The following is a 16,519-nucleotide window of genomic DNA, read 5'->3' as shown; positions in this document are numbered from 1 at the left end:
GCGAGCCCGCCACCATAGAGACTGTCCTCGATGCCACCCTCACCACACTGGTCGCAGTTTGGAGCACCTCCCCGAATGAAGGCGAGCGTTTTAACGTTAATGGCAACAATGTCGCTGGCACCCGGGCAGGTGTGGGCAGCTCCGGAGCAAGCCCCGAGTCTTGCTGCCCATCCGGTGGGGTACCTCGCGCTAGCGATATTTGGACTGGCTTACGTTCTGGTGATGCTGGAGGAGCGGATCCACCTGCGCAAGTCAAAGCCTATGTTGATCGCCGCCGGGCTGATCTGGGTGCTGGTCGCCATTGCCTATCGGGCTGCAGGAGCCAATGGCGAAGTCGAGGAGGCGATCCGTCACAATTTCCTCGAATACGCCGAACTATTTTTCTTCCTGCTGGTGGCGATGACCTACATAAACGCCATGCTTGAGCGCGGCGTTTTCGATCAGTTACGGATCTGGCTTCTGGGCAAGGGGTACGGTTATCGGCGCTTGTTCTGGATTACCGGTATCCTGGCGTTCTGTATCTCGCCGGTAGCGGACAACCTGACCACGGCACTGATCATGTGCGCAGTGGTGATGGCGGTGGGCCGCGACAGCGCTGCTTTTGTTTCACTTTCCTGTATCAATATTGTGGTGGGTGCCAATGCGGGGGGCGCGTTCAGCCCATTTGGCGATATCACCACGTTAATGGTCTGGCAAAAAGGCATTCTTCCATTCCAGGATTTTTTCCACCTGCTGCTGCCGTCGATGGTGAATTTCCTTGTACCGGCTGCGCTGATGCATTTTGCTCTGCCGAAGGGGCAACCGTCCTCGCCTGAGTCCTATGAGTATGTCATTCGTCCAGGCGGGTTGGTGATCTGCGCGCTGTTCCTGCTGACCATTGCCACCGCCATCAGTTTTCACCAGTTCCTGCATATTCCTCCGGTATTCGGCATGATGACGGGGCTGGGTTACCTGAAGGTTTTTGGTTTTTACCTCAAACGCCACGAGGAGTACCACTGGAACGAGAGCTTTGAAACGCCCCCCGGAGACAGTTCGGGCGATCGGACACAGGGCCGTCGTGCCTTTGACGTGTTTTCCCACATTGCCCGTTCGGAATGGGATACGCTGTTCTTCTTCTACGGAGTCATCATGGCGGTCGGCGGCCTGGGTTTCATTGGTTATCTGGGCATGATGTCAGCCACACTTTATGGCGACCTGGGGCCTACCTTCGCCAACGTCATGATTGGGGTGATTTCGGCATTGGTGGACAATATCCCGGTGATGTTTGCGGTACTGACCATGAACCCCGCAATGCCGGACTTCCAATGGTTGCTGGTTACCTTGACGGCCGGCGTTGGCGGCAGCCTGTTGTCGATAGGTTCAGCCGCTGGTGTCGCCCTGATGGGGCAGGCCAGGGGGCAATATACCTTCTTCAGCCATCTGAAATGGACACCGGCAATTGCCGTGGGCTATGGGGCAAGTATCTGGGTGCACTTCATGATAAACGGCTGAGATCCGGTGGGCGCTGGAAGCCGGCAAGCCCCTCTGCTTCCAGCAATTCCGCAAACCGTAAGGTCGTCAGATCCCTTCCCGGCGCCCCGATCACCTGCACATTGAATGGCAATCCGTCCTTTGTCTTACCAATAGGTACCGAGGTTGCGGGCAGCCCGAGTAGCGTTGCCAGGGCAATCCAGCAGAACTGGTCCATATAGGCTCGGGGTTGGCCGGCAACGGTAATCTGCCGCTTGAAAACCGGGTGGCTGTGATCGTGGCGAATTGCCGTAGTGGGCGTAACCGGGGTCAGAAGGATATCGAATTCCTCGAACAGCGACGCGATCTCGGCCCGCATTTTCTCCCTGGTTTCGTTCCATGCCATCCACTGGTAGACCGGTTGGTTTACTCCGCGGCCATATTCGCCGGCAAAGGCCGTCACCGGCCCAAACAGATGCAGCCACTTTTCCAGCCGGGCGATCCACTTCATTTGCCGGCGCTGGGCCGGTTTCAGGGAAGTGCTCAGCAGGCTGCCCAGCAGGTTGAAATAGGCTGGCAGGATGTGTTCCAGGTTCAAGAGGTTGTGCTGCGCTTCGGCCACTAATGCGCCCCGGTTTTCCAGGTCGCGGCCCAGTTGTTCGTACCCGGTCACCAGTTCGTCATCGACAGGGCACAGGGGGTCTTTCAGCCAGAGCCCCACACGGGCCTGTTCCAGTGAGTGGATGGACGCCGGCGCCATAGCCAGTTGCCAGCTGTTGCCTTCCCGCTCGGTCGGGCCGGCGATCACGTTCAGGAGCAGCTCCAGGTCTTTCGCCGAACGGGCCAGTGGGCCGCCCTCCGCTAGGTCTGGCCGGGACTGGGTGCCTGGTGGCCCGGGAATATGGCCACGGAACGGGACCAGAGCCCGTGACGGCTTGTGGCCGAAAATACCGCAGAAGTGAGCCGGCGTGCGGATAGAGCCGGCCAGGTCGCTGCCCACTTCCAGGGGTGTCATGCCTGCAGCCAGGGCTGCCGCAGCGCCACCGGAGGAGCCTCCGGGCGTATGCGCCAGGTTGTGGGGGTTGTTGGTGATGCCGAAGAGCTTGTTGTAACTCTGAAGGTCGGTGGCGTAGATCGGAACGTTGGTTTTTCCCAGTATGATGGCGCCGGCGTTTTCCAGGCGCTTAACCACATCCGCGTGGCTTTTCGGGATATAGTTTTGCAATGCGGGTGCACCGGCTGTGCACCTCATACCCGCGACTTCCCAGGTATCCTTCAGGGTCAGGGGCAGGCCGTGGAGCGGGCCGGGGGATTCGCCCCGCGCCAGGGCTTCATCCGCGCTGCGGGCCGCTTCCAGAGATTTCTCTTCGTCCAGGGTCACAACAGCGTTAATGGTGTCATTGTACTGGCGGATTCTGTCCAGGAAAGTCCGGGTCACTTCCGTGCTGGTTAGCTTGCCTTCTTTAAGGTCGCTAACCAGTTCGGTGGCAGAGCGGTAATGCAGCGGATTCATGGTGTCCTCGTTCTTGTTTTGTGGCGCGAATCAGGGCAATTCGGAGCGCCAGTGCTTGACCTTCACCTGTGACTTGATGGCATCCAGTATTTCGATAATCAGGTTGATCAGGGCTTCATTGGGAGCCTCTTCCTGGGCGTTGTCATCCGGGGAGGGCAGGAACACGTTCACAATGTCTTCGATAAAAGCGTGGTTGGTGGCGGACGCCAGATCCTCGAGGATCTGGTGAATCACGTTTGCAACAATATCCCCTACAGCGTCTTCCAGGGTTTCCTGAATGGTGGGTCCGACCACCGGCAGGTATTTCAGCCGCGACAGTTCCAGATTCTGCTTGAGGGCATTATCCACGCGGGTTTCCAGGTAACTGCGCAAGGCACCGCGATTGGGTACGTAGCCTTCCTGTGCCGCCTCTGCCACACGCTTTGAAATCCAGTCCGAGAGCATTTCCCGCCTGGGGTAGAGGATGTCGTTCTGGATGCGTTCAAAGAGAGGCGAACCACGGCGGATTTCGTCCTGGGCGCCGGAAAGCACCTTTACGACGATACGGTCGGAGAGTTCTTCCAGAAAGGCTTCGTAGTAGAAGTTGAAGAACTGGAAAACTCGGGTCTGGGTGACGTCGATGACCTTGTACTGGTGCAGTCTGTAGACGATGGAGATAACCCGCAATATCCGCAGGAAGCGGAAGCTGCCAACAGGAATACAGCCGACAATGTCGTACCAGTGGATGAATGGGTAGAAGTACCAGCGGTCGTAAATCTTGGCCTTTACAGAATAGCCCCAACGCACGACGAATTCGGTCAGGAAGATGCTGACGAAGATGAGGTCGTAGAAGATGAAGTTTTCGTGGATGGGGTGGTAGAGGTCTTTGATCGCGGGTGCGTTTTCTGCCAGCAGGTTCTGGATGGCGCCGAAGTTGTAGATGGAGTCGAAAATGATGAAGGCCAGGTTGATGATGAGCAGGCCGAGCATCAGGAAGTCTATGACGAACCAGATGAGTTGGTGGCTGGTTTTCAGGTTTGCTCTGTTTATCTTCAGCATTCAGTTATTGGCGCTCTGTAGACTGCGGGTTTGGGTGCTGGTGATTTCCGGATGGTGCCTTCACAGACACGCCGTTAACCCATCCATGGGGGCTCGGCATTGCCATCCCTGGCAATGCACGGTCTGTGAAGGCACCACCCGGAAATCACTTCAGGCCCAGTGCTGATCGCCAACGCTATAGGCCTGATTCTGCTAATAGTTTTTCACAGGTTAGCTTATTTCAGCTCCGCCGACGACTTGCCCAGTAATCTTCTCGCGATGATCAACAGCTGGATCTGCTGGGTGCCTTCGAAGATGTCGAGAATTTTGGAGTCCCTGGCCCATTTTTCCAGCAGTTCCGTTTCACCGTAGCCGAGGCTACCGCAGAGTTCGACGCAGCGCAGGGTGATGGTGTTGCCGACACGGCCGGCTTTGGCTTTGGCGATGGAGGCTTCTTTGGAGTTGGGCAGGCCGTTGTCGGCCATCCAGGCCGCGCGGAGGGTGAGCAGGCGAGCGGCTTCGAGTTCGGCTTCCATGAGCTGGAGTTCGCGGGTGACGGCGGGTTGGGTCCAGGTCTGGTGGCGGTATTCCAGGTCGGTGCCGGTGAGGGCAATGAGTTCGCGGGTTTTCTGCAGGGCCGCGCTGGCAACACCGATGGCCATGCCGGCGACGACAGGGCGGGTGTTGTCGAAGGTTTGCATGGCGCCGGCGAAGCCTTTTTCGACGCTGATGTCCGGGTCGCCCAAGAGATTTTCCCGGGGCACGCGGCAGTTGTCGAAGCGGATGGCGGCCGTGTCGGAGGCGCGGATTCCGAGCTTTTTCTCCAGGCGTTCGACGGTCATTCCCGGGGTGCCTTTTTCCACCACGAAGGATTTGATGGCGGCGCGGCCTTTGTTGCGATCCAGTGTTGCCCAGACCACCACGGCGTCGGCGCGTTCGCCGGCGGTGACGTAGATTTTCTCGCCATTGATGACGTAGTCGTCGCCGTCTTCGGTGGCGGTGGTGCGGATGGCGGCGGTGTCGGAGCCAGCGCCGGGTTCGGTGATGGCCATGGCCGCCCAGGTGTTGCCCAGGCGGGCGAGTTGCTCGTCGTTGGCCACGGCGGCGATGGCGGAGTTGCCCAGGCCCTGGCGGGGGATGGACAGGGCCAGGCCAACATCGCCCCAGCAGAGTTCGGTCAGGCCGAGTACGGTTTTCATGTTGGTGCCGTTACGGTTGCCGGTTCCGCCGTTGTTGTCGGAGCGGGCGAGCTTTCCGGCGCCAGTGCCACCATCCGCCGCGCCGTCGTTCATGCCGTCCATGATGGATGCGAACATGTCCAGTTCACTTGGGTACTCGTGCTCCGCAAGGTCGTATTTGCGCGAGATGGGCCGGAATACTTCACGGGCGACTTGCTGGGCCTGGTTAATGAGAGGGGCAAATTTTCTCGGTATCTCAAGGTTCATGTCGTTCTGCTCACTGTGACTGGGCTGATGACTGCATTGATGAAAAGCAATCAGGCGTGCAGGCCGCCGACCAGGGTGGCAACGGATCGCAGATCCCGGTACCAGCGTTCAACGGGGTGTTCCTTGACGAAGCCATGGCCACCCAGCAGTTGAACCCCATTGGAGCCGGCTTCCATGGCTTTTTCGTTGCATAGCAACCGTGCCAGGGTGGTTTCCCGGTGCGCCGGCAGGCCCTGTTCCAGACGACTGGCAGCACGCCAGGTGAGCATGCGCATGCTGTCGGTTTCGATGGCCAGATTGCTGATCATGAAGGCAACGGACTGGCGGTGGCTGACGGGTTCGCCGAAGGCGTTGCGATCATTGCAGTAGGGGATCACGTAATCCTGAACCGCCTGAGCGGTACCAATGGCAAGACCGCATCGAAGCAAGGCCCCACAATCGAGGAAGTTCTGGTAGTCGAAATCGTCATCCCCCAACAGCGCATCCGAGGGTAACTCGACGTTCTCCAACAGCAACTGACAGGTCCCCGAAGCCCTGAGGCCCATCGCAGGGTCGGCTTTCACACGGACGCCCGGAGTTCCCGCCTCCACGATAAACAGCCTTGGTTGCCCACCCATCTGTGCCGCAATCAACAGCAGTTCAGCGCTTCCTCCCCGCACAACCGCATTCTTCAGGCCGGTGAGGGCATAGCCGGTATCGGTTCTTCGGGCAGAGGTTTGCAGAACGAGTGGATCAAACAACGGCGTCGGTTCGTCGATGGCAATGGTGGCTACCGGAGGCTTTTCGCCACAGAACGCCGGCAGGTAGCGGCTTTGCTGTTCGCCGGTGCCCCAGCGGGTGATGGCCTGGGCGACACTGAAAGGTGCCAACAGTGCCGTGGCCAACCCCATGTCTCCCCAGGCGAGTTGCTCGGCGATCAATACGTTGGTTACCGGGGACTGATGCTCTGCAACCCCGCCGAATTCTTCCGGTATTGCGTATAAGGGCAAACCCAGGTCGGCAGCAGCGCTGGTGATGTTGTCTGGTATCTCCCTGGTTTCATCGGCAATGCCAGCGGCAGTTCTGAGTTCGTCACGGGCAAACCGCCCGAGCAAATCGGTGATCATGCGCTGGTCGTCGCTGAGAGAGAGATCGAACAAGTCGGGCGCGCTGCCTTGGGGCAGGCGTTTCCTGGGCAGCCAGTTATTGACTCGATTGAACTCCCGGCCGGCAACAGCAAGGGCGCGAAAACCGGTTCGGGTTCCGTGATAGGCGGTCCTTTCGAGCGGGGTGCGCAGCCCCAGCCGGTCCAGCAACGGGTTGGCGGCAAGCCTGTTCATCATGGAAAGGGCAAAGCCCATGGGGTCCCGTGTCATCTGTTGTCTCCTTGGTGGCACTGTCCTGATTTCGTCTGCAGGCGATCAGGGGAGGTCGTTATCTGACGATCATGGCCCCGGACCGATCCGGCGCCATTGGCATGCCGTACATTACCCACAGGCAAGATGGTCAATAGCCATGGATTAACCGTACCTCTACCCGTTACACTCCGGTTGTTACCTTGCCCCTCAACTCACTTTGACTGAAGTAACGCTGCTGGATGCTGCCCCACATTAGTTCTCGTTTTCACCGCCGGTTCCTGATTCTCTGGTTTTTTGTCTGGACCATGCCGGCGTTGTCCTGGGCCCAGCAAGTGGAAATAAAGGTGGAGGGGGACTTTCCGCAATTGCAGGACAATGCCGAGGCGTTTGTCGGAGACGTTGAAGGCCGTAGCGCCAACAGTCTGAGGCGTTATGCCAGCACCGCCGAAGCCCAGGTGGAAGATGCGCTTCGCGCGCTCGGTTACTACAGCCCGATAATCCAGTGGGAAATTGTCGAGCCGCCCGGCGAGGAAGAAGAACCGGCGCGCCTGGTTCTCACTGTGCAGCCGGGTGAGCCGGTGATTGTCCGTTCCCGTAAGGTTGAGATCGAGGGCCCTGCCAGTGAAGATTCCGATTTCACGGGTTCCCTGCCGCAGAAACCGTCTGAGGGTGATGTGCTGAATCATGGCGAGTACAGCTCGTTGCGCCAGACCATCCAGAATCGCGCCAGTCGGCTGGGGTATTTTGATGGCGAGTTCACTACCCGCCGGCTGGAAGTGGACCCTCAAAAAAGAGTGGCGGATATCACCCTGGTTTATCGCAGCGGTGAACGTTATCGGTTGGGTGAGGTCAGTTTCAGTGAGGGCCATGGATTCGAGGAGCAGCTATTGGAGCAGTTTGTGCGTTTTGAGCCGGGTGAACTCTTTCATGCGGACAAGATCGCCAGGCTCAATACGGATTTGTCCAACAGTGGCTATTTTTCCGGAGTGGATATTGAGGCCTCTCCCGGCGCCGCCGAGGACGGAGTGATTCCGGTGAATGTCGGGCTGACCACACGCCCACCCCGATCGGTGGCCGCAGGCATCGGTTTTTCAACCGACGTGGGGCCACGTTTGCGGGGCAACTGGCGTGAGCACTGGATCAACCCCATGGGCCACAGTCGTGGTGTCGAAACTGAACTTTCAGCGCCACGCCAGAACCTGACCACCTGGTATGAATTGCCCCTGGATCCACCCATGACCGATTCCATTCGTTTGTCTGCCGGTTATCAGCGGGAGGAGATTGAGGATGTTGAGTCGGAACTGCTGACCTTCGGCCAGCAATGGAAGCATCAGCTTGATGACGGCTGGCAGCAGGTCGCCTCTCTGCGGTGGGAGGGGGAGCGCTTCCGGATTGGCGACGATGAGACTGAGCAGAGCAGCCTGTTGTTGCCGGGGCTGGGGTATTCCAAACTGCATGCAGATTCGCCTCTGGACCCGTCCCGCGGCTACCGGATTCAGTTTGATGTTACAGGTTCCCATCGGGCCGTCCTTTCGAGCGTGGACATTCTTCATGCGAATTTTCTCGTCAAGGGGTTGTATACGTTGGCGGATAACCACCGCTTCCTGACCCGTTTCCAGTTTGGCGGGGTGGCAACCAACCGCTTTTCGGATGTGCCACCGTCATTGCGGTTTTTTGCCGGTGGTGACCAGAGTGTCCGGGGTTATGGTTACGAAACCCTGTCGCCGCGAGACGATGAGGATGTTGCCGTGGGTGGTCGTTTCCTGATGGTCGGCAGCGCCGAGTATCAGTACCAGTTTGCCGACAACTGGCGGGTAGCTGCCTTTGTAGATGAAGGCAATGCCATTGATGACCTGGCCGACCCTCTGGCCACCGGCGTTGGAATGGGTATCCGCTGGATAAGCCCGGTGGGGCCTTTGCGTCTGGATATTGCCAAAGGGTTGAACCCGGAATTTGGCGGTGAGTGGCGCATTCACTTTTCCATGGGGCCCGAGTTATGACCGAAGCGTCAAAGAAAGAGGTCCACAAACCAAAACGCCTGAGGAACGGCCTGCTGATTGCGCTGGCCATTATCATTCTGCTGCCACTGTTATTGGTGGGGGCACTGTTACTGGCCTTGCGTTCGGAAACCGGAACGGCGTGGGTCATCGACCAGGTTCCCGGCCTTGACGTGGAACAGGGTCAGGGATCATTGCTGGGACTGTGGCAGGCGCAGTCCCTGACATGGCAGGGTTACGGCGTGGGTCTTCGGCTGGAGGCGCCGGTGGTTGACTGGTCACCGACCTGCCTGTTCAGCAAGCAGCTGTGCCTTGAATCCCTGCAGGTGGAAACCATTGACCTGACCCTGCAACCGTCAACAGATCAGCAGGATGAGCGTGGCAACATCAGTCTGCCTGGCGTTAACCTGCCGATTGGTCTGGCTGTCAGGGAGGTCGATCTTGGCACTTTCACCCTGAACGATGGCAAAATCTGGGACCGGTTGCAGTTACGGGCCGAAGGCTCCGGATCTGACTGGCACCTTCAGAGTCTCAGCTTTGTTCGTGACGGTATCGAAATTGATGGGTCCGGCCGCATCCAGACCCGCGGCGACTGGCCACTGGACCTGAATGTCGGCATAAGCCTGCCGCCGCCCTATGGCCCCGACTGGAATCTGGCTCTCAATCTCACCGGAAGCGCAGTGGACCTGAGGGTGAGGGGTGAAAGCACTGGTTACCTGGAAGCCACCCTGGCCGGCCGGGTGGCTCCCCTGGATAGTGCACTGCCGGCCCGATTGACCGTTGAGTCCCAACGCTTTGTTCCTGCTGAAGGCCTGCCTGAAACCCTGGTGCTGCAGAACACGGTCGTTGCTCTGGAAGGTAGCCTGGACGACGGTTTCCGTTCCGACTCCCGTACCTCGTTACCGGGTACTTCCGGTGACATTGCGGTTGCGCTGAAAGGGCTGGTGACAACCGTTGGCGTGGAAGACCTGGACCTCTCGCTCTCGGGCCCCGGAACGGGTGAGGCCGAGACCGGCACGGCCTCGGTGACCGGAAACCTGGACTGGCAGCAAGCCTTCCTGGTGGATGCCCGGGTCGCTATGGAAGCCTTCCCCTGGTACAGCCTGATCCCGGACTTTGAGCAGCCGCCGGTTACCTTGAACCAACTGAATGGTGAGGTTCGATACCAGTCAGGCGCCTATCGGGCGAGTGTTGAAGCCAGCGTCGACGGCCCACATGGGGAGGCGGATCTGTCAGGGGAGCTGGATGGCGATATGGAGTCCGTGAATATCACCCGTCTGCGGGTAAACACGGGCGCTGGCTTCCTCGGTGGTCAGGGAAACGTCGAGTTTGCTGACCAGCTGGCATGGGATGCAAGCCTGGAGCTGGACAGTTTCAACCCCGGCTACTGGGTGCCGATACTGGAGGCAAGCCTGAATGGTGATGTCAGAACCAGTGGGAGGCTGGTGGAGAGCGGTAAGCCTTCGTTACAGGCCGAGTGGGATCTTTCGGGTAGCTGGCAAGCCAATGACGCCCTGATCCGTGGTGCGCTGAACAGCGATTCAGGGGCATGGGCGCTGTCTGGCCTGGAACTCCAGGTGGGCGATAACCGGGTTACCGGCAGCGGCGAGTGGGATAGAGAGATTGCGGGCAATCTGGCGCTGGAACTGCCTTCCCCGGAAACCTTCCTGCCGGGCCTGGCGGGCTCGCTGAGCGGAACCGCTTCAGTTTCGGGGACACCCGATCAGCCGCAAGGCAGCGCGAAAGTGTCTGGGTCCGATCTGGCATGGCAGGATGAGTTGAGCCTGGCCAGTCTGGACCTCAATGCCACCCTTGGTGAAGGGTTGAGTGTGAGCGCCGATGTTCAGGCGAGTGAGCTCCGGTACGGCGAGCAGTTGCTGCAGTCATTGGCACTGGGGCTGTCAGGCACCCGGGATGATCACCGGCTGGAGGTTAGCGCCGTTCATGAGGAGGCCGAGGTCGGGCTGGTATTTGCCGGCAATGCTTCCGAGGACTGGAATGCCTGGCAGGGAGCGTTGCAGCAGGGGCAGATTGATGTTCCCGAGCAGGGGCAGCAATGGACGTTGGCGGGCCCAGCGGCACTGGAGTACACAGAAACCGGCAGACTGACCTTCGGCCGTCACTGCTGGCAATGGCAACAGGCTTCGGTTTGCGCCGAAGACCAGACCCTGCTCCCGACCCAGGACATTGCCTATCGGATCGAGAATTTCCCGACCACCGCGCTGTCCCCGCTGATGCCGGAAACCCTGCGGTGGGACACGCTTCTGAATGCGGACATCAGGCTGACGATGACCGACAATGGTCCGGATGGCGAGGTGTCTGTGGATGCCGGTGCGGGCGAGTTTGAAGTCATGGTCAGGGACGAATGGCAGAGCCTGGGATACGACACCTTCACCACCAGGCTTCAACTGAAACCGGACATCGCCGAGCTGGATGTCAGGCTGAAGGGGCCCGAACTGGGCGATCTTTCTGTCGCAATGGCCGTTGATCCGAATGCCAGTGAGCGGGAGGTTGATGGCCAGTTCCGCGTCCAGGGCCTGGATATTGCGATGGCCGGGGTGTTTGCGGGGCTGGAGGTGGTCGAAGGTGAACTCAATGGCGAAGGCACGCTGTCAGGCCCGTTACTGAAGCCGGCGGTGAATGGCGACATAGCGTTGACCGGCGGGCGGATCTCCGACCCGCAGCTCCCGATACCGCTGGAAGACATGGTTGTCAGCCTGGAGCTGAATGGCTATTCCGCAGATTTGTCCGGCCGCTGGCGCAGTAACGAGCGCAGTACCGGCAACATCAAGGGAGGCCTGGATTGGTCGGCGGAGCCGTCTGTAGAGGTCAATCTCACCGGTGACCGATTGCCGTTCAGTTACGACCCCTACGCCCGTGTAGAGCTGGTGCCGGATATCACCATCACCTACGGTGGCGGTGATCTGGCGGTTACCGGCCGCCTGGAGGTTCCCCGTGGCGAGATAGAGATCAGGGAGCTGCCGGCTCAGGCGGTTTCGGTATCGGAAGACGAAGTGATCGTGGGGGCGGAGCAGGAAGAGGGCGGTTTGCGCTCCCTGAATATGGATGTGACGGTGGTGGTCGGCGATGACCAGGTCAGTTTCAATGGCTTCGGGGTAACCGGTAACCTGAAAGGCACCCTGCGCGTCGGCAACAATATGGACACCCGAGGTGAGCTGCGGCTGGTTGATGGCCAGTATGAAGCCTATGGTCAGGAACTGGAGCTGCGCAGGGCCAGATTAATATTTGTCGGGCCTCTGACAGAGCCCTATCTGGATATCGAAGCCATTCGGCGGGTCGATACCGTCGTGGCGGGTATCCGGCTTACCGGGCCGGTAAGCGCGCCCCAGACCGAAGTGTTTTCCGAACCGGAGATGCCCCAGACCGATGCGTTGTCCTATGTGATTCTGGGCCGGGCACCCCAAAGCAGGGGCGATGAGGGGCAGATGAGCCGGGCAGCCATTTCCCTGGGCCTGACCCAGACCAACAAGTTAACCCAGGGTCTTGGGGAAGAGATTGGTATACAGAATCTGATGCTGGAGGCGGAGGGCTCCGGAGATGAGTCGGCGGTGGTGGCCAGTGGCTACCTGACCGATGAGCTCAGTATTCGTTACGGTGTGGGCATTTTCGAGCCGATCACCACCGTTGCCTTGCGCTATGACCTTGGCCGGTATTTCTATCTGGAAGCCGCCAGTGGCCTGGCAGCTTCCCTGGATATTTTCTACACCCGGGATTTCTGACCCGGCCCGCTATTCCAGCTCGAAGGTGGCACTGACCCGGGATGTCAGTTCCCGCGGGCCGACGTCGGACACGGTGTCAGACGAGGCGCGCATTTCCGCCATCATCGGAACCGGGGGCTGATAGCCACCATCGATGTTGATGTTGATCACCTCGCCGCACTGCTTTTCAAGTTCGTTGGCAACAAACTCACACCTTGCCCTGGCGTCAGCGATGGCGCCGGCCAGTGCCTGCTTGCGGAGGCTGCTTTCATCGGAATGAAAGAACTGGTGCGGTCCCACGTTGTAGTCCATACCCAGTGCCTGGGCCTGCTCCAGGATGGGATTGAGAAGGGACAGGTCGTCAATGGTAAAGCTCACAGTTTGTGAGGCAACGGCCACCTTTTCCGGTTTCTGACTACGCTCCTGGGACGGAATCGAGCGGCTGTAGAGGTTAACCGATGCATCGCTGTAAGAGCCCAGCTGGTCACGATAGTCACTGATGCCAGCCCGCCATTGTTCCATCTGCTCATTCACGCGTCGGGTCGCTGTCTCCGGCAGGCTGTGCTCGGCATTGGCGGTAAACTGCAGTCGTGCACTGTCTGGAGTATACTTTACGGAAGCCTGGCCGCTCAGGCTTACTTCCCCGGCGATTGCGCACAGCGGAAAGACCGCCAGGGTGGCAGGAAACAGCAGGTATCGATGGACGTTGGGCAACATTGTGGGATCTCCATGCTTTTACACAATAATCAGGTCAGGTTGACTCCCCGGGAGCGTGACATCCTGCTCAGGCTGACCGGGAGCGATCCCCATTATGTGACGACCCGCGCGCAACTGAAAGAGTGGGCTGCCCGTCATCTGGAAGCCCTGCCCGGTGATGCCAGGGAAATACGGGAAATCAAGGCTGTTCTGCAGCATTATCTGCCGCTTTGACCGGGCAGGTCGTCACCGGCGTCGTCAGTGTCTGTCGGTTCATCCAGCCTTATCAGCTTTCTCTCCTCCGCAGCATCAACAAAATGCTTGAAGATACGCCGGTGGCCACCGTGATACAGCAGATATTCCGGATGCCACTGAATTCCCATCAGCCACTGCCCGCGAGTATTCTCTATCGCCTGCACGAAATGATCATTGTCCAGGGCGACCACACGAAGGTGGTGTCCGAGCCTTTTGATGGCCTGGCTGTGAATCCGGTTGGCGCCAATCACCGGCTGGCGCATGACTTCTCCGAGACGGCTGTCGCTGACCACCCGAACGGTCTGCATTGGAAACAGCAGCGGGCGGTGACGGGTGTTGACTCGTAGAGGGGTCACGTTCTGGCACAGTGTGCCACCACGGAAGATATTGATGAACTGGGCGCCCCTGCAGATGCCCAGCACCGGAATATTCAACTCTTCGGCTCGGGATAGCAGGCGAACATCGGTTTCGTCCCGGCGCGGGTCATAATTTGCCGTTACCTGCGGTGTCTGCCCATACCTTGAAGGGTGAACGTGGGTGCCACCTGACAGGACCAGGCCGTCCAGCAGGGATACGTCTACTTTCGAGCCTGGGCGAATGAAGTGGGTACGAGCTCCATGCATGCGCAGGGCAAAACTGATCAGCCGGTGGGACAGACTTCGTCGGACAGGGCCGCTGATGCCGATGGTGAGGCCGGGATGTTCCGGCTTTTCCTGGACGGTGTCAGACATAGTTCCGGGACCGCAGCCACTGGTCAGACGTATCGAGCCAGCTATGGGTCAGATTGTGGAAGCTCAGTTTGCGACTGTTGCGAAACTCGGTCACCAATGCGGCCAGATCCCCGGCGTTGGCCGCCAGTTGCTCCAGTATCACCCAGTCATTCCATACCGTTGAGAAATGCCAGAGCGGGTTGTCGATATCGCAATCCGGCAGCCGGTAATGCAGGGTGGGCCTGCTCTTGATGCGTTCGTCTTTCACATACCTGGCCAGCAGCTCGCTGTTCAGGTGTGCAAACAGCGGCAGCAGGTCAAGCGCCTTGTTCCGTGTCGGATTATAGTGGAGGTAGTCCTTCATCAACTGATCCATGTCCGGATCGTAGCCTTCAGACATCAGCAAATCGATGTAGTTGCTGCTCCAGGGTTCAATGTAGCTGGTCAGTTTGCGGCTCAGATCGATCTGATGCCGTGCCTTGAGCCATTCGTAAAGCGCTGCAAACGCCTGCAGATAACGCACCAGGGTTGAAGCTTTCAGATCCGGCAGCTCTGGATTCAGTTGCAGGCCGAAGGCGTAGTAGAGGGCTTCCCGGCTGCCAAGGGCGCCCGCCTTGCGCAGTTCGTCACAAAGCGTTTCGATGCGCTCAAGTTCACTGAAGGGTAACGGAGGGCTGACAATTTCCAGAGGCACGATTTTCTCGGCCGCGGCATCTATCACACTCATTGCCTGGCCCCCGAGTTCCCGGACCGATTCCGGTAACCGTTGATCCTGCAGATCCAGGTCCTTGATGGGGTCCGAATCCAGTTCGATGGCGAAGGCGCCTGCATCGGTGGTGATTTCCGACACGTAGCGGGAAACCGGTTTCGCTTCTCCGTCAAGCAATCGGGTGGCAAGCGATACGAGATCCTCGTACCCGAGGCCGGATAATTCTATCTCGACACCTACTTTCCGTTCCTTTCCGTCATCGGTTCTCATGATGTCCGGCATACGGCATCTTTTGCTCATTAATGCGTCTCCACAAAGGGTTAGCAATACCTTAACACAGTCCCTCGGGCTGAAAGTGACGGTTACCGGCCAAATAAGGCGGGGCAGCGGAAAAATTCCAGGCATGGACTTTACACTGGATAAAACACTGTATATAGTCAAATCACTGTATATAAAAACAGGGCTAACCGGGGTCACCGACACATGAAGCTGACAGCAAGGCAGACACAGGTACTGGAAATCATTCGTCGCTCCGTCGACGAGACGGGATATCCGCCGACACGCGCGGAGATTGCCGCCGAGCTCGGATTCCGTTCAGCCAATGCCGCTGAAGAGCACCTCAGGGCATTGGCCAGGAAAGGGGCCATCGAGATGGTGCCGGGGGCAAGCCGTGGTATCCGTCTTCCGGAGGTCGAAGCGGACCCGGGATTGCCCGTGATAGGCCAGGTGGCAGCCGGTAGCCCGATTCTGGCCCAGGAGCACATCGAAGATCACTGCACCCTGCAGCCCGAATTCTTCTCGCCCTCGGCGGATTACCTGCTGCGTGTGCGCGGTATGAGTATGAAGGACATCGGCATCCTGGATGGGGATCTGCTTGCCGTGCACAGGACCAGCGACGTACACAATGGCCAGATCGTTGTGGCCAGGGTCGGTGAAGAGGTGACTGTGAAGCGGTTCCGCAAGGACGGCTCGAAAGTGTATCTCATCGCAGAGAACGAAGAGTTTGCGCCCATTGAAGTGGATCTGACAGAACAGGAATTATTTATTGAAGGTTTGGGTGTCGGTGTTATCCGGCGCTCGGATCTTCACTGATACCGCGGTATCCGGACATTTCCGGCAGTGCTCTGCAAGGTATCAATTGCGCAGGGCCCGGCTTAAAGGCAAATGAGGCTTATCATGGAACAACTCAGCTTTAATCAGAACCTGGCTTACGCTCACGGAGGCGGGAGATTCGTCGGCCCGGAGGCTGTCGGTTTGAGCAGCCATGATGTGAGCCGGGCGCCGGTCACCCGCACCCGCACGGTACAGCCAAAGGGTAACGTGACGGAAATCATTCTGCCTGAAGGGCAGGTTGAAAATTTCCAGCTGTTGCTGCCGATGCTGACACAGCTGAACCAGGAAAAACGCTGGCTGGCCTGGATCGACCCACCCCAAAGCCTGGTCAGCAAGTGGCAGACCATGCGTGGGATTGTGGCAGGCGAATTACTGGTGTTGCGGTCTACTTCGGACTACCCGGCCCGGCAGCTGGCCGAGCGGGCGTTGAGCGCAGGCACCTGTCATGCCGTCGTGATGTGGACACGGAAACTCGGGCGTGAAGCCCTGACTTCACTGGAGCAGGCCTCTGCCCGGGGTAACAGCCACGGCGTTGTGCTGCGCCAACGCTGAAGGTTCA

13 protein-coding genes are annotated in these 16,519 nt (G+C 58.9%); 6 read left to right on the top strand and 7 right to left on the bottom strand.

The genetic code is table 11. The features are described from left to right. Window positions 1–75: 75 nt before the first annotated feature. Window positions 76–1,491 carry a sodium:proton antiporter NhaD gene (gene nhaD / locus FDP08_RS05520; protein ID WP_137435003.1) on the top strand — a complete coding sequence of 472 codons (1,416 nt, stop codon included), beginning with the start codon at window positions 76–78 and terminating at the stop codon, window positions 1,489–1,491. Here nhaD and FDP08_RS05515 read toward each other — a convergent pair. From FDP08_RS05515 to FDP08_RS05500, 4 genes are all read right to left on the bottom strand, one after another. Then, entirely contained in the window at window positions 1,475–2,962 is a 1,488-nt protein-coding gene (locus FDP08_RS05515; RefSeq protein ID WP_137435002.1) for an amidase, read from the bottom strand. The two genes, nhaD and FDP08_RS05515, sit on opposite strands and share 17 nt — an antisense overlap. Window positions 2,963–2,992: 30 nt before the next feature. Further along, entirely contained in the window at window positions 2,993–4,000 is a 1,008-nt protein-coding gene (locus tag FDP08_RS05510) for a hypothetical protein (protein ID WP_137435001.1), read from the bottom strand. A gap of 215 nt (window positions 4,001–4,215) precedes the next feature. Further along, on the bottom strand, window positions 4,216–5,424 hold the full coding sequence (locus FDP08_RS05505; protein ID WP_137435000.1) for an acyl-CoA dehydrogenase family protein: 1,209 nt from the start codon (window positions 5,422–5,424) through the stop codon (window positions 4,216–4,218). A 50-nt stretch (window positions 5,425–5,474) separates the two neighbouring features. Beyond that, on the bottom strand, window positions 5,475–6,779 hold the full coding sequence (locus tag FDP08_RS05500; protein WP_137434999.1) for an acyl-CoA dehydrogenase family protein: 1,305 nt from the start codon (window positions 6,777–6,779) through the stop codon (window positions 5,475–5,477). 221 nt (window positions 6,780–7,000) lie between these two features. Here FDP08_RS05500 and FDP08_RS05495 point away from each other — a divergent pair, with 221 nt between their 5' ends. Next, window positions 7,001–8,761 (top strand): autotransporter assembly complex protein TamA, encoded by a 1,761-nt coding sequence (locus FDP08_RS05495; RefSeq protein ID WP_206077268.1) that lies wholly within the window; start codon window positions 7,001–7,003, stop codon window positions 8,759–8,761. After that, window positions 8,758–12,498, top strand: a complete 3,741-nt coding sequence (locus FDP08_RS05490) for a translocation/assembly module TamB domain-containing protein (RefSeq protein ID WP_228263239.1) — start codon at window positions 8,758–8,760, stop codon at window positions 12,496–12,498. Before FDP08_RS05495 ends, FDP08_RS05490 begins: the two co-directional genes overlap by 4 nt. A 9-nt stretch (window positions 12,499–12,507) precedes the next feature. Here the strand turns inward: FDP08_RS05490 and FDP08_RS05485 are convergent, their stop codons facing one another. Continuing rightward, on the bottom strand, window positions 12,508–13,194 hold the full coding sequence (locus FDP08_RS05485; RefSeq protein WP_137434998.1) for an SIMPL domain-containing protein: 687 nt from the start codon (window positions 13,192–13,194) through the stop codon (window positions 12,508–12,510). A gap of 12 nt (window positions 13,195–13,206) precedes the next feature. Between FDP08_RS05485 and FDP08_RS05480 the strand changes: the two genes are divergently transcribed. Beyond that, window positions 13,207–13,407, top strand: coding sequence for a hypothetical protein (locus FDP08_RS05480; protein WP_137434997.1), 201 nt, complete (start codon window positions 13,207–13,209; stop codon window positions 13,405–13,407). Here FDP08_RS05480 and FDP08_RS05475 read toward each other — a convergent pair. Then, a complete protein-coding gene (locus FDP08_RS05475) occupies window positions 13,392–14,159 on the bottom strand; it encodes a gamma-glutamyl-gamma-aminobutyrate hydrolase family protein (protein WP_137434996.1) in 768 nt (255 codons plus the stop codon). The genes FDP08_RS05480 and FDP08_RS05475 overlap by 16 nt on opposite strands. Continuing rightward, a complete protein-coding gene (locus tag FDP08_RS05470; RefSeq protein WP_137434995.1) occupies window positions 14,152–15,147 on the bottom strand; it encodes an amidoligase family protein in 996 nt (331 codons plus the stop codon). The genes FDP08_RS05475 and FDP08_RS05470 overlap by 8 nt, the downstream gene beginning before the upstream one ends. A 183-nt stretch (window positions 15,148–15,330) precedes the next feature. On the opposite strand from FDP08_RS05470, the gene lexA reads away from it, so the two are divergent. After that, complete coding sequence (gene lexA / locus FDP08_RS05465) at window positions 15,331–15,939, top strand: transcriptional repressor LexA (protein WP_137434994.1); 609 nt, start codon at window positions 15,331–15,333, stop codon at window positions 15,937–15,939. An 84-nt stretch (window positions 15,940–16,023) separates the two neighbouring features. Then, the gene (locus tag FDP08_RS05460) at window positions 16,024–16,512 is read left to right on the top strand and encodes a cell division inhibitor SulA (RefSeq protein WP_137434993.1); all 489 of its coding nucleotides are present in this window, start codon (window positions 16,024–16,026) and stop codon (window positions 16,510–16,512) included. Window positions 16,513–16,519 lie beyond the last annotated feature (7 nt).

The organism is Marinobacter panjinensis, from assembly GCF_005298175.1.
Lineage (GTDB): Bacteria > Pseudomonadota > Gammaproteobacteria > Pseudomonadales > Oleiphilaceae > Marinobacter > Marinobacter panjinensis.
This window is presented reverse-complemented; position numbering and strand designations above follow the sequence as displayed.